The sequence below is a fragment of the Mycolicibacterium wolinskyi str. Jessa 2025 genome (assembly GCF_049241375.1).
In the GTDB taxonomy this organism is placed as follows: domain Bacteria; phylum Actinomycetota; class Actinomycetes; order Mycobacteriales; family Mycobacteriaceae; genus Mycobacterium; species Mycobacterium wolinskyi.
In genome coordinates, this window is the sequence record NZ_CP185960.1 from 820454 (window position 1) to 844412 (window position 23959).

General features: G+C 64.2%; 10 protein-coding genes (1 of these 10 only partly in view). 7 read left to right on the forward strand and 3 right to left on the reverse strand.

Going from position 1 to position 23959, the window contains the following annotated elements:
- A protein-coding gene (locus tag ACOI2T_RS04085; RefSeq protein WP_421875882.1) for a non-ribosomal peptide synthase/polyketide synthase crosses the window boundary here: on the forward strand, positions 1 to 7261 show its final stretch. It extends 9323 nt beyond the left edge of the window; the window shows 7261 of its 16584 coding nt (coding positions 9324-16584); the start codon falls outside the window, past its left edge; the stop codon is at positions 7259 to 7261.
- 111 nt (positions 7262 to 7372) lie between these two features.
- On the opposite strand, the gene ACOI2T_RS04090 is transcribed toward ACOI2T_RS04085, so the two are convergent.
- Positions 7373 to 8176, reverse strand: a complete 804-nt coding sequence (locus ACOI2T_RS04090; RefSeq protein WP_409503968.1) for a GAP family protein — start codon at positions 8174 to 8176, stop codon at positions 7373 to 7375.
- Positions 8177 to 8249: 73 nt separating this feature from the next.
- Complete coding sequence (pks2, locus tag ACOI2T_RS04095; RefSeq protein WP_409503967.1) at positions 8250 to 14582, reverse strand: sulfolipid-1 biosynthesis phthioceranic/hydroxyphthioceranic acid synthase; 6333 nt, start codon at positions 14580 to 14582, stop codon at positions 8250 to 8252.
- A gap of 520 nt (positions 14583 to 15102) precedes the next feature.
- Here pks2 and htpG point away from each other — a divergent pair.
- The 3 genes from htpG (at position 15103) to ACOI2T_RS04110 (ending at position 19788) form a co-directional block, all read left to right on the forward strand.
- Positions 15103 to 17052: a molecular chaperone HtpG gene (gene htpG, locus ACOI2T_RS04100; RefSeq protein WP_409503977.1), complete on the forward strand. Its 1950-nt coding sequence runs from the start codon at positions 15103 to 15105 to the stop codon at positions 17050 to 17052.
- Positions 17053 to 17188: 136 nt separating this feature from the next.
- A complete protein-coding gene (locus ACOI2T_RS04105; protein ID WP_409503966.1) occupies positions 17189 to 18934 on the forward strand; it encodes an AMP-binding protein in 1746 nt (581 codons plus the stop codon).
- A gap of 50 nt (positions 18935 to 18984) precedes the next feature.
- Positions 18985 to 19788 carry an alpha/beta fold hydrolase gene (locus ACOI2T_RS04110; protein WP_409503965.1) on the forward strand — a complete coding sequence of 268 codons (804 nt, stop codon included), beginning with the start codon at positions 18985 to 18987 and terminating at the stop codon, positions 19786 to 19788.
- 20 nt (positions 19789 to 19808) lie between these two features.
- Here ACOI2T_RS04110 and ACOI2T_RS04115 read toward each other — a convergent pair whose 3' ends face one another.
- On the reverse strand, positions 19809 to 20726 hold the full coding sequence (locus tag ACOI2T_RS04115) for an IclR family transcriptional regulator (protein ID WP_409503976.1): 918 nt from the start codon (positions 20724 to 20726) through the stop codon (positions 19809 to 19811).
- Between the two features lie 97 nt (positions 20727 to 20823).
- On the opposite strand from ACOI2T_RS04115, the gene ACOI2T_RS04120 reads away from it, so the two are divergent.
- The 3 genes from ACOI2T_RS04120 to ACOI2T_RS04130 are packed head-to-tail and all read left to right on the forward strand — an operon-like array spanning position 20824 to position 23881.
- Positions 20824 to 21951, forward strand: coding sequence for a hypothetical protein (locus ACOI2T_RS04120; RefSeq protein ID WP_409503964.1), 1128 nt, complete (start codon positions 20824 to 20826; stop codon positions 21949 to 21951).
- 2 nt (positions 21952 to 21953) lie between these two features.
- The gene (locus tag ACOI2T_RS04125; protein WP_067846867.1) at positions 21954 to 22736 is read left to right on the forward strand and encodes an SDR family oxidoreductase; all 783 of its coding nucleotides are present in this window, start codon (positions 21954 to 21956) and stop codon (positions 22734 to 22736) included.
- Positions 22733 to 23881 carry a sulfotransferase family protein gene (locus ACOI2T_RS04130; RefSeq protein WP_409503963.1) on the forward strand — a complete coding sequence of 383 codons (1149 nt, stop codon included), beginning with the start codon at positions 22733 to 22735 and terminating at the stop codon, positions 23879 to 23881. Before ACOI2T_RS04125 ends, ACOI2T_RS04130 begins: the two co-directional genes overlap by 4 nt.
- Positions 23882 to 23959: the final 78 nt, after the last annotated feature.

Here is a 23959-nt window from a genome sequence, read left to right on the forward strand (position 1 = left end):
ACGGATGGACCTGTCGCTCAACCTATCTGAGCGTTGGAGCGAAGACGGGGAGCCGGCGGGAATCGGCGGGGCCGTGGAATTCCGGACAGACGTGTTCGACGCGGCCTCGGTGGAAAAGCTGATGCAAAGGCTGCAACACGTCCTCACCGCGATCGCGGCCGACCCTGATCGTCGTGTGTCGTCGATCGATGTGCTCGATGCCGCTGACCACGCGCAGATGGCCGACCTCAGTAACCGGGCGGTGTTGGACGGTGCACGGCAAGTCGGGGTTTCCGTGCCCGAGCTGTTCGACGCACAGGTGGCCCGGGCACCCCAGGCGGTGGCCGTGGTGGACGGCGACCGCCGGATGACCTATCGACAACTTGACGAGGCGGCCAACCGAATGGCCAACCTCCTCGTCGCCCAAAATGTCGGCCCTGGACAGTGTGTGGCACTGCTGTTCAACCGTTCTCTCGAGGCGATCGTCGCGATGCTGGCGGTGTTGAGAACCGGCGCAGCGTACTTGCCTATCGACCCTGCCCATCCCGAGGCGCGGCTGAAATTCATGCTGACCGATGCGGCCCCGTCCGCAGCGGTGACGACAGCCGATCTGACTCACCGGTTGGAGGAATTCGTCGGGCCGATCATCGACGTCGGTGATCCACGGCTCGACGGGCAGGCCGTGACTCCGCCGCCGGTGCCGCGTGCGGACGACATCGCCTACATCATCTACACCTCCGGCACCACCGGTGTCCCCAAAGGGGTCGCCGTGCTTCACCGCAACGTTGCGCATCTGGTGGCCTCGTCACCTGAGCATCTGCCGTCCGAACAGGTTTGGACGCAGTGCCATTCGTACGGGTTCGACTACTCGGTGTGGGAGATCTGGGCTGCACTTCTTGGCGGTGGCCGCCTCGTCGTGGTACCCGAGTCGGTGACGAGGTCGCCCGAGGACTTCCACGACCTTCTGGTCAGGGAACAGGTCAACGTGCTGACGCAGACCCCCTCGGCGGCGATCGCACTGTCTACCGAAGGTCTGGAGTCCGTCGCGTTGCTTCTCGGCGGTGAGGTCTGCACCGCGGAAGTGGTCGACCAGTGGGCCCCTGGACGGGTGGTCATCAATGCCTATGGCCCGACGGAGGCCACCGTCTACGCGTCGATGAGTGCACCGTTGGTAGCCGGATCCGGAACTGCACCGATCGGTGCGCCGGTATCCACCACGGCACTGTTCGTCCTCGACGAGTATCTCCGTCCGACGCCAACAGGTGTGATCGGTGAACTGTATGTGGCCGGCGCAGGCGTTGCGGTGGGCTATCTCGGTCGCCCGACCTTGACTGCGTCGCGGTTCATTGCGTGTCCATTTGCTTCCGACGGAACGCGCATGTATCGCACCGGCGACCTGGTGCGTTGGCGCGGAACGGATCTGGAATACATCGGTCGTGCCGACGAACAGGTGAAGATCCGTGGATATAGGATCGAGCTCGGTGAGGTCCGGGCAGCCCTGACGCAAGTTGATGGGGTGGATCAGGCGATCGTGATCGCCCGCGAGGATCGCGCGGGTGACAAGCGGCTCGTCGGGTACGTGATCGGCGACGCGCAGCCCGCCGCAATCCGGTCGGTACTGGTGGATAAATTGCCGCCGTACATGGTTCCTGCCGCGGTGATGGTTTTGGACGCCTTCCCGCTCACCCCGAACGGCAAGCTTGACACCAGAGCTCTGCCTGCACCCGATTATGTTGCCGGCGAGGAGTATCGAGCTCCGACCAATGCGGTCGAGGACCTCCTCGCGGGCATCGTCGCCCAGGTGCTCGGAGTCGAGCAGGTGGGCGTCGACGACTCGTTCTTCGACCTCGGTGGCGACAGCATTCTCTCGATGCAGGTGGTAGCTCGGGCGCGCGCTGTCGGACTGCGTCTTCGGCCGCGTGACATCTTCGTCGAGCAGACCGTGGCGCGACTGGCCCGGGTGGTCGAGATGGTCGATGCCGGCACAGGGGTGGTTGACGAAGGTGTCGGGTCGGTGACTGCGACTCCGATCATCCACTGGCTCCGAGAGATCGGCGACGGAGTCGATCATTTCAACCAGGCCGTAGTGGTTCAAGCGCCTCGCGAGGTCACCGAGCCCGACGTGGTGGCGATATTGCAAGCGCTTCTCGATCGGCATGCGATGTTGCGGTTGCGGCTATCCGGGAACCGCAGTGACTGGTCGTTGAGCGTTCCCGAAGCGGGATCGGTGCGCGCGCAAGACTGCTTGTCGACCGTCGGAGTTCTTTCCGACGATGCCCTCGCGGCGGCTCGGTCCCGATTGGATCCTTGGGCCGGGACCATGCTGAGTGCGGTCTGGCTGTCTGAAACCAACCAGCTGATCCTGATGATCCACCATCTCGCGGTGGATGCTGTCTCTTGGCGGATCCTCTTCGAGGACATCAATATTGCTTGGGCGCAACACAAATCGGGTCAACCCGTGATGTTGCCGGTCACGGGTACTTCGTTCGCCAGGTGGTCGGATCTGCTCGCGGAGCACGCTTACGCTCCCGAGGTGGTCGGTCAAGCCGAGACGTGGCGCCGTATCACGACGATGCCTGCAACGTTGGCGGCGCCAACGCCAGACGTCGATACGCTCGCGAGCGCGGGCCACCTGGTCGCGTCGCTCGACACGGATTCGACCCGAATGTTGCTGGGGCGCGTACCCGCAGCGTTTCACGCCGGCGTGCAGGACATCCTGCTGATAGCGTTCGGTCTGGCGTTCGCGGAGTTCCTCGGTACGGGGGCCGCGCCGATCGGTATCGACGTAGAAGGCCACGGTCGGGTTGAGGACCTCGATCCCGGTGTGGATCTGTCACGTACGGTGGGCTGGTTCACCGCCAAGCACCCCGCGGTTGTGTCCGTCGGCGAGTTGTCGTGGGAGCAGGTTACTGCCGGTGACGACGCGTTGGGTTCGATCATCAAGTCGGCGAAGGAACAGCTGCGCGCGTTGCCTGACGGTTTGACATACGGATTGCTCCGATATGTGAACACGGAAGTCGAGCTGTCCGGCCAGGATCCGGTGATCGGGTTCAATTACCTCGGCCGTCAGGGGACCTCGGCGCTGGACGTCCACATAGACGATGACTTTTGGCGGATAAGCGAGGACGGGATGACCCTCGCGAGTTCGGCCTCATCGGTGCCGATGCCGTTGGCGCACTCCATAGCGCTCAACGCGGGAACTCTCGACACCGAAAGCGGCCCGGTGCTGCACGCCGACTGGATCTGGGCGCCAACGGTTTTGAACGAGGCCGATGTCACGAAGCTCAGTACCCTGTGGTGCGAGGCCCTGGCGGGCATCTGCCAGTACGTACAGAACGGTGGAGGCGGTCTCACGCCGTCCGACATCGCTCCCCTGCAATTCACGCAGCAGCAAATCGATGAACTGGAAAGTCAGTCTCAGATCGCCGACGTCTTGCCGCTGACCCCGCTGCAGCACGGCCTACTCTTCCACGCGCGGACGGTGCAAGGTGCGGGTGACGACGCCTATGCGGTGCAGCTTGATTTCACCGTGGACGGTCCGCTGGATCCTGAGCGCCTGCGTGATGCCGTACAGCTCGTTGTGAGGCGACACCCGCACTTGGTCGCAAGGTTCCGTCAAGACTTCGACGAGCCGGTACAGGTCATCCCGGCGGATCCGGTCGCGGCGTGGCGCTACGTCGAGTTCGGGCCGGAAATCGTCGATGTGGACAACCGTATCGAGCGCCTGTGCGCCACCGAACGCGAAGCGGTATGCGAACTAGCCGAGGAGCCGGCTTTCCGAGTGGTTCTCATACGGCTGGCCGACGGCAGGCATCGGCTCGTGCTCACAAACCACCACATCGTGATGGATGGCTGGTCGCTTCCCATCCTCACCCGGGAGATCTTCGCCGGCTATTTCCAGCAGCGGCTGCCCGCTGCGGCGCCCTACCGGCGATTCGTCACCTGGCTGTACGAGCAGGATCAAGAGGCCGCGAAAGCGGTGTGGCGTCGGGTGTTGTCAGGCTTCGACACCCCGACTCTGGTCAGCCCCATGAACCGGCCGCAGTCGGGTAAGCGGAGCGTCGCGATGTTCCGTATCCCGAGGTCGACCACCCTTGCGGTTGACCGGATGGCGAGTTCGCATCGCACCACCCTCAACACCGTGTTGCAGGCCGCGTGGGCGCAGGTGCTGATGTCGCTGACGGGGCGGAATGACGTCGTTTTCGGCGTCACAGTGGCCGGGCGGTCATCAGAGCTCGCTGGAGCGGACTCGATGATAGGCCTGCTCATCAACACCGTTCCGGTACGCGCGACGGCCACCGCTGCGACCACCGCGGTTGACCTGCTCGGCCAGTTGCAGCGGGACTACAGCGACACACTGGAACATCAACACCTGGCCCTCAGCGAGATTCACCGCGCGACGGGGCACCAAGTGCTGTTCGACACCCTGTTCGTCTTCGAGAACTACCCGCTGGGTACCGCCGCATCGTTCGAAGCGGAGGATTTGAACGTCACCGACATTGTCACCCACGAGTACACGCACTATCCCTTGACCGTGCAGGCGAACCCGGGTGACCAGCTCGGCCTGCGCTTCGATTACGACACCGATGTGTTCGATCCTGCATCGGTGGATGCCTTGGCTGGGTTGTTCGAGCGGGTGTTGGCTGCGGTGTCGGCTGATCCGTTGCGGCGGTTGTCTTCGGTCGGATTGTTGGCTGAGGACGAGCGTGAGCGGTTGGATGTGTGGGGCAACCGAGGTGCCTTGGTTGCGCCGCAAGTGGCCGCGCAGTCGATTCCGGTGTTGTTTGGTGGGCAGGTGTTGCGGTGCCCGGATGCGGTGGCGGTGTCGTGTGGGCGGCGTTCGATGACGTATGCGGAGTTGGATGAGGCGTCGGATCGGTTGGCGTATTTGCTTTCTGGTGTGGGTGCGGGGCCTGGTCAGCGGGTTGCGGTGATGTTTTCGCGGTCTGTTGAGGCGATTGTGGCGATTGTGGGGGTGTTGAAGTCGGGGGCGGCGTATGTGCCGATCGATCCGGCGTTGCCGGATGCGCGGGTTGGGTTTGTGTTGGGGGATGCGGCGCCGGTGGCGGTGGTGACGACTGCTCAGTTGCGGCCTCGTGTGGAGGGTTATGACCTGTTGGTGGTCGAGGTTGATGATGCTCGTTTGGGGGATCAGCCGAGTGGTGCTTTGCCGGTGGTGGCGGCTGATGATGTCGCTTATGTGATTTATACGTCGGGGACGACGGGTGTGCCCAAAGGTGTTGCGGTGACGCATGGCAACGTGGCGCAGTTGGTGGAGTCGCTTCCGGTGGATTTGCCGCGGGCGGGGGCGTGGACGCAGTGGCATTCGTATTCGTTTGATGTTTCGGTGTGGGATATTTTTGCTCCGCTTTTGGGTGGGGGCAGGGTGGTGGTGGTGCCGGAGGAGGTGGCGGCTTCGCCGGCGGATTTTCATGCGTTGTTGGTGGCTGAGGGTGTTGATGTGTTGAGTCAGACGCCGTCGGCGGCGGCGATGGTCTCGCCGCAGGGTTTGGGTTCGATGGCGTTGGTGGTGGCTGGTGAGGCGTGTCCGGCTGATTTGGTTGATAGGTGGGCGCCTGGGCGGGCGATGTTCAATGCGTATGGGCCGACGGAGGCGACGGTTTATACGGCGGTGAGTGCGCCGTTGGTGGCGGGTTGTGGTGTGGTGCCGATTGGTTCGCCGGTGCCGGGTTCGGCGTTGTTTGTGTTGGATGGTTTTTTGCGGCCGGTTCCGCCGGGTGTGGTGGGTGAGTTGTATGTGGCTGGTGGTGGTTTGGCGGTTGGGTATGTGGGTCGTTCGGGGTTGACGGGTTCGCGGTTTGTGGCGTGTCCGTTCGGTGCGTCGGGGGTGCGGATGTATCGGACGGGGGATTTGGTGCGGTGGGGTGTTGATGGTCAGTTGGTGTATGTGGGGCGGGCTGATGAGCAGGTCAAGGTTCGGGGTTATCGGATTGAGTTGGGGGAGATTCAGGTAGCGCTGGCGGCGCTGGAGGGTGTTGAGCAGGCTGCGGTGGTTGCGCGGGAGGATCGGCCGGGTGATAAGCGGCTTGTTGGTTACATCACTGGTGGTGCTGATCCGGTGGTGGTTCGTGGGTTGTTGGGTGAGCGGTTGCCGGGTTATATGGTGCCGGCTGCGGTGGTGGTGGTGGAGTCGTTGCCGTTGACGGTGAATGGCAAGTTGGATGTGCGGGCGTTGCCGGCGCCGGAGTATCGCGATGGTGATGGTTATCGTGGGCCGTCGAATGCCACTGAGGAGATTTTGGCCGGGATTTATGCCCAGGTGTTGGGTCTGGATCAGGTCAGTGTCGATGATTCCTTCTTCGATCTTGGTGGTAATTCGTTGTCGGCGATGCGGGTGATCGCGGCGGTCAATAGAGCATTCGACACCCGGATTCCGGTGAGCAGTATGTTCACCTCCCCGTCAGTCGAAAGCCTCAGCCGCCAACTCGGAACACGCGCCGACGCTGCGGTCGCGCCTGTCGAGTTGCTGCACGATGGCGTCGGCACTCCTCTGATCTGCATTCATGACGGTTTCGGATTCAGCTGGTCCTATCGAACGCTGGCAAACTATCTGGACTGCCCGATCGTCGGAATCAACCAGATCGAGTCAGATGACGAAGGTGAACCGGACTCCGTCCACAGCATGGCCGTGCGGTACGCGGACAGAATCCAAGCCGCATACCCGGACGGCCCTTACAAGCTCTTGGGCTGGTCGGTAGGTGCCGTCATCGCTCATGAGGTCGCCATCGAGCTTCAACGGCGCCGGTGTGTGGTGGACCGCCTGGTGCTTCTCGACCCCGCCAGCGCGGTCGTGAAACCGCTTCTGACGCGAAGTTCGTCGCACGATCGACGGATACTCGATGAGCTGATGTCGAACAGCGGCATGAGACTGTCGGCCCACTCCAAGGACATGGTCAGCCGACGCGTGGCCGACCTGGTCGGTAACGATGAGAATGCCAGTCTCGACGCTCCGCTTCCATTGGAAGAGCTGGTGAATCAAATGGCGCGGAACATCGAGGCCAACCGTCGACGCCTTCGGGGGTACCGGGCGGGCATATTCAACGGCGATATCGTCTTGTTCGTCGCAGGTCAGCGCGTAGCGACCGATACCAGATGGCCCACATCGAGTTCCAGGATGGCGGTTAAGACTCAGGTCCGCCGCTGGCGTCGCAATGTCACCGGCGCCATTGCCGCGTACCCGGTCAAGTGCACCCACTATGCGATGTTGGCTGCTGACGCGCTGAAGCACTACGGCGAGGACCTCAAGCGTTCACTCGGCTGACCCACGACCGGATCGTTGTCGAGCACACCTCCGCCCGCCTGCTCACCTACAAGCAGGCGGGCGCCGGCCAAATCGGGTGTTCACCTGTGATTGCGAACATACGGCCGGCCGTTAGAGCAAGCCCAGCCCGGTGACCACGGCGAAGGTTCCGATCATTCCGAACAGGCCCACGATGAGAGGGCGGAAATGGGCACGGGTCCAGTCATGGAGTTGTTGCATCATCTGCTGAGTCCTCGTGGGCGAGATGACGTGACAGACCAGAATGAGTTCGATGACGAGCAGTGTGCCGAGAAGATAGACGATTCCAGCCGTGAACTGGGTCCCGAGCCCGACACCCGCGGCAAAGATCGTGGTTATCACGATGAACATGCCGTCGGCCGGTGGCCCGGTACCCAATCCCATCAACAGGGCGACCCACAACGAATCGCCTTCCCAAATCCTGCGGATTCGGTTCAACAATCGCCGGAACAACGGATCCTTGCCGCCTTGCCCGGCGGTTTCGGTTCTGGGCAGGGTGGACACCACCACGGGCGTTTCGGCGCCCGGATCGGCAGGTACATCTCGGCTGAGCCGGGTGGCCCTGTTGTTGCGTTTGGCCTTGACAGATGAGCCAAAGCGCTTCTGCCACAGTGGCCGCAGGGCAACCCAGAGCGCGATGGCCAACGCGAGGACGCCCAACCCCACCTGTACGTGCCGCATGACGGGATTCGAGTTCGACCCCGTCAAACTCTCCGCGGTGTAGTTCAGCACCATCAGCGATCCCACCACTGGCGGAATACCGACGATGATGCAACCGATCCAGTAGACGAACAGGTTCCGCATGGGGCGCGGGCGAGAAACCATGAGGAGGACGATGCCGACGCGCACCGGGTTGAAGGCCGTCATCAACGATGACAGGACGACTATGCCCCACATGAGCGAAAGCCTGTCCTGGGATCCGGCAAGTAACAACCGCGTTCGGCGTGTGGGGTGACCGGCAAACGCGCCATCAGGCGGCCTTCGCCGGCAACAACTCGTCACACAGCATCCCGGCCAGATCGCGTACCGTCGCCGTCATGTCCTTGGGGCTGATCCGCACACCCGTCTCAGCCTCGATTCGGGTCCGCAACTCCAGCGCACCAAGCGAATCCATGCCGTATTCGGCAAGTGGACGGTCGGGATCGACGCTGCGACGCAGGATCAGGTTGACCTGATCGGCGATCAACCTGCGCAACCTCACCGGCCACTCTTCGACAGGTAACTCATCCAATTCGGCGCGGAGTTTTGCTGTGCCCGAGCCATTTTGGCTGGTCGAACGGAATGCCTCGGCGAAGGGGCTGTGCGCGGCGAACGCAGTCAGCCAGGGCGCGCCGGTGATCGGTGTGTATCCGGTGTAGGCACGGTCGTAACGCAACAGCGCCTCGAAGGCGTAGGCGCCCTCGTCCGGGGCGATCTCCACACCGGTTTCCTCGGACAGCGCGACGCCGCGACCGATCTGGCCCCAGGCGCCCCAGGCGATCGCTGTGGCGGGAAGGCCCTGGGCATGCCGCCACAGGGTGAAGGCGTCCAGCCAGCTGTTGGCCGCGGCGTATGCGCCCTGGCCGGGCGAACCCACGAGGGCGGCCGCCGAGGAGAACGAGCAGAACCAGTCCAGCGGCTGATCGATGGTGGCCGTGTGTAAATTCCAGGCGCCCTCGACCTTTGGCGCCCAATCGTGCTCCAAGAGTTCGTCGGTGATGTTCGGCAACGTGGCGTCCTCGATCACCGCCGCCGCATGCAGGACACCCCGGACCGGAAGCCCGGTGGCGGTCGCGGTGGCAACCAGGCGGCGGGCGGTTGCCGGTTCGACGATGTCACCGGGCTCCACGACCACATCCGCGCCGAACGCACGCAATCGATTGACGGTCGACAGCGCCTCGGGGGTGGGTTCGGAACGCGAGGTCAGCACGATCCGGCCGCATCCGCCCGCGGCCATCTTCTCGGCGAGGAACAATCCGAGACCACCCAGGCCGCCGGTGATGATGTAGGCGCCATCGCCGCGGAACACGGTAACCTGCGCCGGCGGCACCACGACACGACCTTTGCCGCTGTGCGGTATGTCCAGGACCAGCTTGCCGGTGTGGTGCGCCCCGCTCATCACGCGTATTGCATTGGCTGCGTCGGCCAGTGGGTACCGTGTGCACTCCGGCACCGGCAGCGCGCCCTCCGCGGTGAGCCGATACACCGTGCTCAACAGGTTCTGGACCCGTTCGGGGTGGCTCACCGACATCAGGGCCAGGTCCACGGCGTAGAACGACAGATTGCGTCGGAACGGGAACAGACCCATCTTGGTGTCGCCGTAGATGTCGCGTTTGCCGATCTCCACGAAGCGCCCGCCATATGCGAGCAACTCCAGGCCGGCCCGCTGCGCGGCACCCGTGACCGAGTTCAGCACGATGTCGACGCCGTAGCCGTCGGTGTCGAGGCGGATCTGATCGGCGAACTCGGTGCTGCGCGAATCGTAGACGTGCTCGATACCCATGTCGCGCAATGTTTGTCGGCGCTGTTCACTGCCGGCGGTTGCGAAGATCTCCGCGCCGGCGGCACGTGCGATGGCGATGGCCGCCTGGCCCACCCCGCCGGTGCCCGAGTGGATGAGCACCTTGTCACCGGCCTGGATGCGGGCCATGTCGTTGAGCCCGTACCACGCGGTGGCGGTCGCGACGGTCAGTGCGGCGGCGTGCGCGTCATCGAGGTCGTCGGGCAGCGGTGCGGCCAGCTTGGCCTCGGCGGTGATGTAGGTGCCCCAGCAGCCGTTCGCGCACAGGCCGCCGACGCGGTCGCCGACCTTGTGGTCGGTCACGTCGGGGCCGACCGCGGTGACGACGCCGGCGAAATCGATACCAAGCTGCGGCAGCCGACCGTCGAAGGCGGGGTAGCGGCCGAACGCGACCAACACGTCGGCGAAGTTGATGCTCGAGGCGTTGACCTTGACCTCGATCTGCCCTGGCCCCGGCGTAATCCGTTCGCATGCATCCAGTTCGAGCGATTCGAGGTCGCCGGGCGTCCGGATCTGCAGACGCATACCCGCCTGGTCGAAATCGGCGTCGACGACGCGTCGCTCCTCCGGGAGCAGGGGAGTGGGAGACAGCCGCGCGACATACCATTGCCCGTTGCGCCAGGCAGTCTCGTCCTCTTCGGAGCCGCCGAGCAGTTGTTGTGCCAATCGGTCGGCTTCGGTGGCTTCGTCGATGTCGATCTGGGTGGCACGCAGGTGCGGATGTTCGATACCGACCACGCGCATCAGACCGCGCAGCCCCGCCTGCTCCAGGTTGGGCTGGTCGCCGGGAAGCACCGCCTCGGCGTCGTGGGTGATGATGTACAGGCGGGGCGGTTCACCGGAAATCTCGGGCAGCTTGCGGGTGATTTGCACCACCTGCTGCACGTATTCGCGGCCCAGCGAAGGTGACTCGTCCGGCGAGTGCCCGTTGCGCGGTCCGGTGACAACCACGAGGCCGCTGAATCTGCCGGTACGCAGGTGGCTTTCGACCTCCTCGGTGATCGGCCCGACCTCGCCCCGCTGGGGCCAGGACATCGTGGCACAGTGCGCGCCACGGGCTTTGAGCGATTCGGTCAAGGCGGTGGCCGTTGCCTCGGCGGTGGGTGTGGTGCTGATCAGCAGCCAACTACCGCCCTCGGCGTATTCGGCCTCGGCCAGATCGCGGGGCCGCCATTGAATGGTGAGCAGCCGCTCTGCCAGAACTCGCTCCTGCTGACCGGCCTCCGAGACACCGGTGCCCAACTGCAGGCCTGTCACGGTCAACAGAACGGCCCCATGGTCGTCGAGCAGGTCGATGTCGGCTTCGACACCGGCGGCGTCGACCTTCGTCACTCGTGTGAGGCAGTAGTGCACATTGCGCGCCGCGCCGTGGGAGCGCAGTGCGCCGATGCCCAACGGCAGGCCCAGCATTCCTTCGCCGAGGGCCCGGACCTTCGGATGGGCTTCTACGGACTGGAAGCAGGCATCGAGAAGTGCCGGATGAACCCGGTAGGCATCCTGCTGTGAACGGATCTGGCGGGGAAGTGCAACCTCGGCGACCACGGTGTCGCATGCGTCACCGGTGTGCACGACGCCGAGCCCGGAGAAGGCCGGACCGTACTGCATGCCGCGCTGATCCATCCGCGCGCGGATGTCGTGGCCCTCCTCGCTGCCGGGATGCTCAGCCAGGAGTGCGGTGATGTCATAGGCCGGCGGCCGCGCCGCCTGCGCGGTATGCAGCGTCGCCACGGCATGTCGCACCGGTTCACCCTCCTGGGCGGACTCCACCGTGAAGCCCGCGGCTCCGGCCGACATCAGCTCGGCAGAAGTGCCGATCGTGGTCTGCTCGTCCAACAGCAGCGCGTTCTCGAAGCGAATGTCTCGGACTTCGACGGCCTCACCCAACATGGTGTGCGCGGCAGCCAGCGCCATCTCGCAATAGGCCGCGCCGGGGAGCACAGCCACATTCCGTACCTGATGATCGCCCAGCCACGGGTGGACGGCGGTACCGACCTGCCCCTGCCACACATGGCGTTCCGGCTCCTCATGCAACCGGACGTGCTCGCCCAGCAACGGATGGACCACCACACTGCAGGCGCCTCGGGTCGACGAATCCTGCCCGCTGCCGCTGAGCCAGTGCGGCGAATGCGTCCACGTGGGCAGTGGAGCGTCGATCAGCTCGCCCTGCGGGTAGAGGACGGAGAAGTCGACCGAAGCGCCGGTGCTGTGTGTGTCGGCCACGAAGTTGCGCAGCCCGTGCGGTAGCGGTTGCTCACGGCGCATGCCGGCAACAGCGGCCAGCGGCACGTCGACGCTGCGGGCGGTCTGCTCGAGCGCGCGCACCAGCAGCGGGTGCGGCGAGAGCTCGGCGAAGACCCGGTGACCGTCCTCCAGAGCGGCCTGGACCGCCGTGGCGAACCGCACCATGCGTCGGCAGTTGTCCGTCCAGTAGCGCGCGTCGAAGGCGGGCAGCTCATGTGGGTCGAACGAGGTGGCCGAGTAGAACGGAATCGTCGGAGTCATGGGCTGAAGGTCTTTGAGCGAGTCCTTCAGCTCGGGGAGGATCGGATCCACTTGAGGCGAATGGAACGCGACGTCGGTCGGGACCTCGCGAGCCAGCACACCCCGTTCCTCCCAGGCGGCCACCAGATCGCGTACCGTCGCGGCGGCGCCCGCGACGACCGTGGACTCCGGTGAGGCCACGACGGCTACCACGACATCCTTGATCCCACGCGCCATGAGCTCGGAAAGCACCTGTTGGGCAGGCAATTCCACCGATGCGGTGGCGCCGGTGCCTGCGACTTTGGACATCAACCGAGAACGCCGGCACACCACGCGTGCGCCGTCTTCCAGCGACAGCGCACCCGCGACGACAGCGGCTGCCGCTTCACCGAGGGAGTGGCCGATCACGGCGGCCGGTCGGACACCATACGACTGCAATGTGGCGGCCATCGCGACCTGCATGGTGAACAGCGTCGGTTGCACCTGCTCTTGTCCGGTCACCGTCTGCGCCCCGGTCATCGCCTCGGTTACCGAGAAGCCCGACTCCTCGGCGATCACCGACTCGGCTTGTGCGACAGTGGCGGCGAACACCGGTTCGGTCTCCAACAGTTGGGAGCCCATGCCCGCCCACTGCGAGCCCTGTCCGGAGAACACCCACACCGGGCCGCTCTCGTCGCGGCCGACTGCCGGCTGATAGGGCGTGTCGCCCTCGGCCACCTCACGCAGTGCGTCGAGCAGCTCTGACATGTTGCTCGCGATGACGGCCGTGCGTACCGGACGGTGGGCGCGCCGACGTGCCAGCGTGTATCCCAGATCTCGCAGGGTTACGTCTTCGCGGGTGCTCAACCAGTTCGCCAGTCGTCCTGCGGTGCGGCGCAGTTCGTCGGCCGACGTGGACGACAGCGGAAACAGCAACGGCGCCGGGGATTCGGGTCGGTCTTCCTGCGCCGCGGTCGCAGTGTGGCGCGGGGCCTGCTCCAGAACGGCATGCACGTTGGTTCCCGACACACCGTACGAGGACACCGCGGCCCGTCGGGGCGCATTGCCGTTGGTCGGCCAGTCGATGTTCTCTTGGGGCACAAACAGTTTGGTGTCGATCTCGGCCATCTGCTCGGGCAGCCGCTCGAAGTGCAGATTCTGCGGGACGACGCCGGCCTGAAGCGCCAGTACCGCCTTGACCAGCCCGATGGCACCTGAGGCCGACTGGGTGTGTCCGAAGTTGGTCTTCGACGACACCAGCGCGCATGGACCGCCACGGCCGTAAACCTCGGCGAGGCTGGCATATTCGATGGGATCGCCGGTCGGAGTCCCGGTTCCGTGCGCCTCGACCATGCCAACGCTGTCGGGGTCGACGCCGGCGGCAGTCAGCGCGTCGCGATAGGCGGCGACCTGAGCGCGGTGCGACGGCGTCGCAATGTTCACGGTGCGGCCGTCCTGGTTCGAGGCGGTCCCGCGGATGACGGCGAGTATCCGGTCGCCGTCTCGTTGCGCGTCTTCGAACCGTTTGAGCATCACGACCGCGCAACCCTCGCCTGCGACGAACCCGTCCGCCGAGGCGTCGAAGGCATGGCAACGTCCGGTCGGTGACAACATGCCCTCGGCGGACCCCGCTGCCCACTTGCGTGGATCCAGGGCGACCGTGACGCCGCCGGCGAGGGCGCGATCGGATTCACGTTCGTGCAGACTGCGGCACGCCAGGTGCACGGCGGTCAAGCCCGAAGAACACGCGGTGTCCACCGTGAGTGCGGGGCCGTGCAGCCCCAGGGCGTAAGCGATCCGCCCGGACGCCAAGCTGAAGCTGTTGGCAATGAATCCATACGGCTTCTCCACGGCACCGGCGTCGGCCGCGAGCAGCTGATAGTCGTTGTGGGTCAATCCCATGAAGACGCCGGTCGCCGAACCGGCCAACGCCTCGCGGGTCAGACCGGCATGTTCCATCGCCTCCCAGGAGGTCTCCAGGAGCAGTCGGTGCTGCGGGTCGCTCAGGGTGGCTTCACGCTCGCCCATCCCGAAGAACTCCGCGTCGAAACCCGCGACATCGTCGAGGAACGCACCCCACTTCGAAACCGACCGGCCGGGCACTCCCGGCTCGGGATCGTAGTAGTCGCCTGCGTCCCAGCGGTCAGCCGGAATCTCCGTGACGAGGTCGTCGCCGCGAACCAGCGCTTCCCACAGGCGCTCTGGGGAGTCGATATCGCCCGGAAGTCGACACGCCATGCCAATCACAGCAATCGGAGTAACCCCCTGCGTACCGTCGAATGGTGCGGAAACGGTCGATTCCGACTCCGACAGAAAACGATTGGTGCTCCCGATTGTCGTCATATTCCCCTCCCGATTGGTGCGGTCGTGAAACCGCAGGCATGCTGGACATCCTGCGCCATGTGACCCCCCATCAAGATCATTGGCAAGCAGCGCAAGAGGCGTTGCAGGAAACGTTAATTGTGCACGAGTAAGTTGTCTCAAGTTCCGTGTAATCCACTTCGCGCAACAGCGCGATGTGAATTTATTCGTGTTTGCCTACCGCTCGAGTCGCTGACTTCCGGTGTCCTCGGGGCTTTACCACTGCATCTCCAGATATACAGGGCGCCTACGGGTACCGCCTACCAAGGTGAGTCGACGCGTGCCACGCACTCTGGTGAACACTGAGTGCAGATGTTGCCACTTTTCATTGGTCCGGGCGTCGATTCCGTTCGTGTAGAGTCCGTAGACTTCGATCTTGATTGGTCATCGCGACGGTTGCCAACACCTGCGTAAATATGTATCGCAACTCTCTGACGTCGCGAACGGTTGGGTATTATTCCGGCCCGTCTGCTTTTGGAAACCTCGGATCGAACGGGACGACATGACTGCACACGTCGAGCAACTGGAGTTTCAGGCGGAGGCACGCCAACTGCTGGATTTGATGGTCCATTCGGTGTACTCCAACAAGGACTCTTTTCTTCGTGAGCTGATCTCGAACGCCTCCGATGCACTCGACAAGCTCAGGCTCGAAGCGTTGAGAAACAAAGATCTGGATTCCGACATCTCGGACCTCCACATCGAGATCGCGGCAGACGCGGACGCCCGCACGCTGGTCGTTCGTGACAACGGCATCGGCATGACCCGGGACGAGGTCATCGACTTGATCGGCACTCTGGCCAAATCGGGCACCGCCGAGGTGCGTCGTCAACTGCGCGAAGCCAAGAACGCCGCGGCCTCGGAGGAACTGATCGGCCAGTTCGGCATCGGTTTCTATTCGACTTTCATGGTGGCCGATACCGTCGAGTTGCTGACACGCAAGGCGGGTGAAACCTCCGCCACCCGTTGGGCATCGAACGGCGATGGCACCTACACCGTGGAAACGGTTGCCGATGCACCGCAGGGAACGTCGATCACGTTGCACCTCAAGCCAGAAGACGCCGAGGATGAGCTCCACGACTACACCTCGGAGTGGAAGATCCGGGAGCTGGTCAAGAAGTACTCGGATTTCATCGCCTGGCCGATCCGCATGCAGGTCGAGCGCCGGACCCCGCCCGCCCAAGACGGTGACGTCGAAGGCGTCACGGTCGAGACACAGACGCTCAACTCGATGAAGGCTCTGTGGGCCCGACCGAAAGCCGAAGTCTCAGAAGAGGAATACCGGGAGTTCTACAAGCACGTCGCGCACGCGTGGGACGACCCGCTCGAGGTCATCGCGATGCAGGCCGAGGGCGCCATCGAATATCAGGCGCTGCTGTTCATCCCGCAGCGCGCGCCGTTCGACCTGTTCAGTCGAGACGTCGGCGCGGGCGTTCAGCTGTACGTCAAGCGCGTTTTCGTCATGGCCGAATGTGACCAACTCCTGCCGCGGTACCTGCGATTCGTCAAGGGTGTCGTCGACGCGCAGGACATGTCGCTCAACGTCTCACGCGAGATCCTGCAGCAAGACCGGCAAGTCGCCGCGATCCGGCGCCGCCTCACCAAGAAGGTGCTGTCGACGATCAAGCACCTGCAATCCGAGCGGCCGGACGACTACCGCACGTTGTGGACGCAGTTCGGGGCGGTGCTCAAGGAAGGCTTGTTGTCGGATCCCGACAATCAGGAAACCCTGCTGCAGATCGCATCGTTCGCCTCGACGCATGGTGACGAGGAAGCAACGACGCTGACGGAGTACGTCGGGCGAATGAAGGAAGGGCAGGAACAGATCTTCTACGCCACCGGACCGTCGCGTGACCTCCTGCTGAAGTCGCCGCACCTCGAGGCGTTCAAGGCCAAAGGATACGAAGTGCTGCTCCTGACCGATCCGGTTGACGAGATCTGGGTTGGCTCGGTGCCCGAGTTCGATGGCAAACCGCTGCAATCGGTCGCCAAAGGCGAGGTGGATCTCGGCTCCGATGACGACAAGGCGGCGCGCGGACAGGAACGCGAGGAGCAGGAACGCGATCTCGCGGACCTGTTGGCCTGGCTCAAGGAGGCGTTGGCAGAACAGGTCAAGGACGTGCGATTGTCCACCCGCCTGACCGATTCACCGGCATGCCTCATCACCGACGACTTCGGGATCACTCCGGCTCTCGCACGCATGTATCGGGCCTCGGGGCAGACCGTCCCGATCGGGAAACGGATCCTGGAGCTCAACCCGAAACACCCACTGATCCAGCGACTGCAGCAAGCGCTGGAAAACCGTACAGACGACGATTCGTCCCTCGACGAAACTGCGGAGTTGCTGTACGGGACCGCACTTCTCGCTGAAGGTGATGTACCCGAAGACCCCACCCGATTCGCCGGCCTGATCGCGGATCGTCTGGTCCGGACGGTCCAGGGCAACTCGCTGTGACCTCGCCCCGGTGCCGCCGACTGCCCAGAACTTCAGTTCGTAAGGCGCACAGCAAAGCTGGTGACGAACGTGTGGAAGTCGGTGATCGGCAGCTTGACGATTTCCCGGAGGGCAACGGCGACCGCACGGTACCGTGATGCTCGTGAGCGACACCTCTGTGCTGTCCGTTCTGCGCGAGCGTGCCAGCCTGCAGCCCAATGACACGGCCTTCACTTTTATTGACTACGAAAGAGATTGGAACGGCGACGCCGTCGAATCCCTGACGTGGATGCAGCTGTTCAGACGCACAGTCAACCTGGCACGGCACCTGGAAGGCCTCGGCTCGGTGGGCGATCGGGCGGTGATCCTGGCGCCCCAGGGACTGGAGTACATCGTCGCGTTCCTGGGTTCGATGCAGGCCGGCATGCTCGCGGTGCCGCTGTCGGTACCGTTGGGCGGGGTCAGCGACGAGCGGGTCGCGTCGGTGATGAGCGACGCTCTGCCCTCGGTTGTTCTCACCACCTCGACGGCCGCCCAAACACTCACCGAGTACGTGCGGCCGCACCCGGACGGGTCGACACCCACGGTCGTCGAGGTCGACCTGCTCGATCTCGATGGACCGCTCGGGTCCGGCGGAGCCGACGAGATCCCGGACCTCGCCTATCTGCAGTACACGTCCGGTTCCACCCGTTCACCCGCCGGTGTGATGATGTCGCACCGCAATATCATCACCAATTTCGAGCAGTGGGCGGCGGGCTTCTTCGCGGACAACGGAAACGTTCCACCGCCGGGTGCCACGGTGGTGTCGTGGCTGCCGTTCTACCACGACATGGGCCTCTACCTGGGGATATGTGCGCCGATACTGTTGGGCATCCCCGCCGTGTTGATGAGCCCGGTCGCGTTCCTGCAGCGGCCGGCACGCTGGATGCAATTGACCGCCAGTCACCCCAAGGCGTATACGGCAGGACCGAACTTCGCGTTCGAGCTCGCGGTACGCAAGACTTCCGACGACGACATGGCCGGGCTCGACCTCGGCGATGTCCTCGTCGTCGCCACCGGTAGCGAGCGGGTGCATCCGGCAACACTGCAGCGCTTCACCCAGCGCTTCTCCGCGTTCAATCTGAGGGAGTCGGTGATCCGACCGTCCTACGGTCTCGCCGAAGCAACGATCTACGTGGCGACGAGCACCGTGGGTCATCCACCGTCCATCGTGCGCTTCGATTCCACGAAGCTGACCATGGGTACGGCGGAACCGGCTGAGGGCAAGGCCGGTACGGCACTGGTGAGCTACGGCGTGCCCACCGCGCCGACGGTCCGTATCGTCGATCCCGACACGGGCATCCAGTGCCCGGCGGGAACCGTCGGCGAGATATGGGTTTACGGCGAGAACGTCGCTGCCGGTTACTGGAACAAACCGGATCAGACCGAAAAGACGTTCGGCGCGAAGATTGTCGAACCCTCCGACGGAACGCCCGAAGGGCCGTGGCTGCGGACCGGGGACTCCGGCTTCTTGTTCGATGACGAGTTGTTCATCATCGGCCGCATCAAGGACCTGCTGATCGTCTACGGGCGTAACCACTCACCGGATGACATCGAAGCGACCATTCAAGAGATCACCCACGGACGCTGTGCGGCGATTGCGATTCCGGACCGCGGCACCGAACAACTGGTGGTCATCGTGGAAGCCAGGAAACGCGGCGAGAGCCACCAGGAGATAGCGGACAAGCTCACCGTAGTGAAACGCGAAGTCACCTCGGCGATTTCGAGCTCACACGGTCTGAGTGTCGCGGATCTGGTACTGGTGTCGCAGGGTTCGATTCCGATCACCACGAGTGGCAAGGTCAGGCGATCGGCGTGCGTCGAGAAGTACCGGGAAGGTGAGTTCGCCCGCTTGGACGCTTAGTATCGGCTGTTTCCCGATGTGTGATGTCTGTCGCCAGATACCCTGAGCGCGTGGAGGATACGGCAATTCTTGAGTTGGCTTATGAAGATCAGGGCAGCGGAGACCCGGTACTGTTCATCGCCGGCCAAGGCGGTGTGGGCCGCACGTGGGCGTTGCATCAGGTACCCGCATTTCGGTCCGTCGGTTATCGAGTCATCACCTTCGACAACAGAGGGGTCGGCGCGACGGCGCACTGCGACGGTTTCACCACCGAGACCATGGTGGCCGACACCGCTGAACTCATCGAGCGCGTGGTGGGCGCGCCGGTTCGGATCGTTGCCGTCTCGATGGGATCGTTCATCGCACAAGAGTTGATGCTGGCCCGGCCCGAACTGGTGACCCAGGCTGCGCTGCTGGCCACGAGGGGGCGCCACGATCGCACCCGCGAGTTCTTTCGCCGGGCCGAAGAGGACCTGGTTCGTTCCGAGGTGCGACTCCCGCCCACGTATGAGGCGAAACTCCGTCTGCTGGAGAACTTTTCACCGAAGACCCTGAATGACGACCGACTGTCCGGCGATTGGATCGACACGTTCACCATGTGGCCGACAAAGTCGACCCCGGGGATGCGCGCGCAGTACGACGTCGCCCCGCAGGGCGACCGACTGCCGGCCTACCGGTCGATCAAAACCCCGGTACTGGTCATCGGATTCGCCGACGACATCGTCATGCCCCCACATCTCGGCGCGGAGGTGGCAGCGGCACTACCCAACGGGCAGTACCGCGAAATCGCCGACGCCGGACATCTCGGTTTCCTGGAGCGGCCGGAAGCGGTGAACTCGGCGATCCTCGATTTCTTCGGCCGGTCTGCGGGCTGATACGGCACGTTTGGACGCCATCAAGCCGGACTCGGCTTCGACCCGCGCAACTGGGCGGTGAGGGAGTCGGCGCAGGCCACCACACCCCGTGCGCGCTGGGTGATCTCGGTATCGGTGAGAGCCCGGCCGATATGCAGTGACACCACCATCACCTGGCGGTGGTGATGGTCGTAAACCGGTGCAGAGATGACGCTTACGTCATGGCGCCCGCGGGTCTGCGCCTCGCTTCGGAGGTAGACGCGTTCACCGATGTCGGAGATCAACTCCCGCAGCAGAACCTGCAACTCGTCGGGCAGCGTGCTCGACATACCTGCCATCAGGCCGTACAGGCGCTGACCCGCCGGCGTCAGTCGCTCGACCAGATAGCCGGCAGTGCGGCACTCGGCCACCACCTGGGCCAGACGTTCGGATTCGGTGCGCAACGGCACCGTCGGCGCTTTGGCCAGCCAGGACCGCAGGGCCGCCTCGTCCCACAGCACGAACATCAGGCCGACGGGCGGCGCGAACGGGTAACTCTGCCCGATGCGCACGCCGACGTCACTGCCCGGCGGGCCGACCAGCTCGAGCACCGTGATCCGGTCGTCGACCACCGCCGATATGGCAGCGGTGGTGTCGAACGCCGCGGATATCTTGCGCAGCTCGGCCCGGCCCGCGGGATTCACCCGCATCGACTCCTGAGCGACATGGCCGAGCGAAATCAGTGCCGGACCAAGGCGATACGACTTGTCTCTGCCATTCTCGCCGGCCTCGCGCACCAGGTATCCGCTATCGGTCAGCGTCGTGAGAATGCCCAAGCAGGTCGGCTTGCTCAGGCCCACCCGGCGCGCGAGTTCGGACAGGCCGAACCGGTCGTGCGGGTGGCGCGCGAGGAAGTCGAGGATCGCGACGACGCGTGCGGTGGGTGGGGACGCACGTCCGGCCGGTTCGGCAGCCGCCATCGCATCGGATTGACTCAAATTAGAACCCGTTCTAGTGTCAGTTTTCGGAAACTCTACCACGTTGGTCCAATATTGGACCGAACGGGATTGGAAGCCGATGTATTCACAGCCGTTGACCGACGCCATCGCCGAAGCCGAGCGCCTGGTGGCCGAGGCACCGTTCATCGAGTCCGAGGCAGACCTGCTGGAGGGGCTGCAGTACCTTGCCGGCTGTATCGCGGCATGCACGCATGTGGCGTTCGACTACGACCGCGACCATCCGTTCTTGCACAGCGGCACCGGCCCGTTCACCAAGATGGCGCTGGACAACCCCGACACCCTGTACTTCGGCACGCGGGTGCAACCGGGCCACGAGTACGTGGTCACCGGCACACGGGGCACCACCACCGATGTGAGCTTCCAACTGCTCGGGGGCGAGTACACCGACGAGGTGGTGCCGGACAGCGAGACGGCGTTCGACGACCGCAAGCTCGACATCGCGGCCGACGGCACTTTCGAGTGGCGGTTCACGCCGGAAGTCCCGTCGCAGCTCGTCATCCGCGAGGTCTACAACGACTGGTCCGCCCGCCGCGGCACGTTCGCGATCGCCCGGACCGACACCGCGGGTACTGCCCCTGCGCCGTTGACCCGGGAACTGATCGAAAAGCGGTATGCCGTCGCGGGAAAGCAACTGGTACAGCGGGTCAAGACCTGGCTGCAGTTCCCGCAGTGGTTCTACAACAACCTGCCCGTCAACACCATGGTGTCGCCGCGCCTGACCCCGGGCGGCCTGGCCACGCAGTACTCGTCCGTCGGCCACTTCGACCTCAAACCCGGCCAGGCCATGATCATCACGCTGCCGGTCACCGACGCGCCATATCTCGGCTTCCAACTCGGCAGCCTCTGGTACATCTCGCTGGACTACATCAACCACCAGACGTCGCTGAACGGTACTCAGGCACAAGCGGATCCGGACGGCAAGATCCGCATCGTGGTATCCGACGCGAATCCCGGCGTGACGAACTGGTGTGAAACCCTCGGCCACTCCAAGGGCTACCTGCAGTTCCGGTGGCAACGGCTGTCTCGGGAACTGACCGAGGCCGACGGGCCGACGGTCGAGGTCGTCGGCATCGATCAGGTCGCTGCGAAGTTGCCGTACTACGAATCCAACAAGATCTCCGAACAAGACTGGCGCGCACGAATCGCCCTGCGCCAGAAGCAGATCTCCGACAGGATGGTGGGCTAGACATGACCGGAATGCTCCAGGGCAAAGTTGTGGTGATCAGCGGCGTCGGGCCGGCCCTCGGCACCACGCTCGCGCGCCGGTGTGCCGAGGCGGGCGCGGATCTGGTCCTGGCCGCACGCACTGTCGAACGCCTCGAAGAAGTCGCGAAGCAGGTGACCGATCTCGGCCGTCGCGCGATCACGGTGGGCACCGACATCACCGACGAGGCTCAGGTCGGCAACCTCGTCGAGGAGTCGCTCAAGGCGTACGGCAAGGTGGATGTGTTGATCAACAACGCCTTTCGGGTGCCGTCCATGAAACCGTTGGCCAACACCACGTTCGACCACATGCGTGACGCGATCGAGTTGACGGTCTTCGGTGCGCTGCGCCTGATCCAGGGTTTCACCCCGGCGCTCGCCGAGGCCAACGGCGCGGTGGTGAACGTGAATTCGATGGTCGTGCGACACTCGCAGGCCAAGTACGGTGCGTACAAGATGGCGAAGTCGGCTCTGCTGGCCATGTCGCAGTCGCTGGCGACCGAGTTGGGTGAGCAGGGCATCCGGGTTAATTCCGTTCTCCCCGGCTATATCTGGGGCGGCACGTTGGAAAGCTACTTCAACCATCAGGCCGGCAAGTACGGCACCACGGTCGAGGAGATCTACAAGGCGACCGCTGCCGCGTCGGACCTCAAGCGGCTCCCGACCGAGGACGAGGTGGCATCGGCCATCCTGTTCATGGCCAGCGATCTGGCGAGTGGCATCACCGGCCAGGCGCTCGACGTCAACTGCGGGGAGTACAAAGCATGAGTACAGCGCGAACTGATGTGGGCACCGTCGAGGACCTCCACGCCTCGGCGACGAAAGCCTGCGGTCTCGACGATTTCGGTACCGACGACGACAACTACCGTGAGGCGCTCGGCGTGCTGCTCGAGTCGTATCAGCGCGACGCCGACCTCACCGAACTCGGCAGCAAGATGCAGCGGTTCTTCGTGCGTAACGCGCTGGTGGCACGGTTGGTGTCCGAGGCGGCGTGGAAGCAGTATCCGCAGCATGCCGACGTCACGATCGAAAAGCCGATCTTCGTAACGGGTTTGCCCCGCACCGGAACGACCGTGCTGCATCGACTGCTGACCGCCGATCCGCAGCACCAGGGCCTGGAGATGTGGCTGGCCGAGTTCCCGCAACCGCGCCCACCCCGGGAGACCTGGTCCTCGAATCCGGTGTATCAACAGCTCGATGCCCAGTTCTCGCGGCACCACGACGAGAACCCCGACTACACCGGCCTGCACTTCATGACCGCCGACGAGGTCGAGGAATGCTGGCAGCTGCTACGCCAATCCCTGCACTCGGTCTCCTATGAAACTCTGGCGCATCTGCCCACCTACGCCCGTTGGCTGGCCCAGCAGGACTGGACCAAGCCGTATCAGCGTCACCGTCGCAACCTGCAGCTGATCGGGCTCAACGACCCCGGCAAACGGTGGATCCTGAAAAACCCCAGCCACCTGTTCGCGCTCGACGCGGTGTTCGCGACCTATCCCGATGCCCTGGTGATCCAATGCCACCGACCGGCCGAGACGATCATGGCGTCGATGTGCTCACTGTCCCAGCACACCACCGCCGGCTGGTCGAACAGCTTCGTGGGCGCCCAGATCGGTGCGGATGCGCTCGACACCTGGTCGCGCGGATTGGAACTGTTCAATACTGAACGTGCCAAGCGTGATCCGGCGCAGTTCCTCGATGTCGACTACTCGGAGTTCATCGCCGATCCGGTGGGCACCGTCGAGAACGTGTACCGGCACTTCGGGTTGCCCTATACCGACGGGGCGCGTGCAGCTGTCGAAGCCGTGAACGCCGCCAGCAAGAAGGGCCCACGCGCGCCGAAACACACGTACTCACTCGCCGACTACGGCTTGACCGCCGAGGCGGTGAAGGAGCGGTTCGCCGGTCTCTGACCGCTTTACGGTCACTTCCCCTGGCACCCAGCGTTTTTTCAGGTAACGTCCAGAAAACCGGGTAGCAGCGGTGCGGGC

Coding starts and splice junctions, on each gene's coding strand:
- ACOI2T_RS04090 (WP_409503968.1), bottom strand. CDS start 8,176: ATGTGGGGCATAGTCGTCCTGTCATCGTTGATGACGGCCTTCAACCCG.
- pks2 (WP_409503967.1), bottom strand. CDS start 14,582: ATGACGACAATCGGGAGCACCAATCGTTTTCTGTCGGAGTCGGAATCG.
- htpG (WP_409503977.1), top strand. CDS start 15,103: ATGACTGCACACGTCGAGCAACTGGAGTTTCAGGCGGAGGCACGCCAA.
- ACOI2T_RS04105 (WP_409503966.1), top strand. CDS start 17,189: ATGCTCGTGAGCGACACCTCTGTGCTGTCCGTTCTGCGCGAGCGTGCC.
- ACOI2T_RS04115 (WP_409503976.1), bottom strand. CDS start 20,726: ATGGCGGCTGCCGAACCGGCCGGACGTGCGTCCCCACCCACCGCACGC.
- ACOI2T_RS04120 (WP_409503964.1), top strand. CDS start 20,824: ATGTATTCACAGCCGTTGACCGACGCCATCGCCGAAGCCGAGCGCCTG.
- ACOI2T_RS04125 (WP_067846867.1), top strand. CDS start 21,954: ATGACCGGAATGCTCCAGGGCAAAGTTGTGGTGATCAGCGGCGTCGGG.
- ACOI2T_RS04130 (WP_409503963.1), top strand. CDS start 22,733: ATGAGTACAGCGCGAACTGATGTGGGCACCGTCGAGGACCTCCACGCC.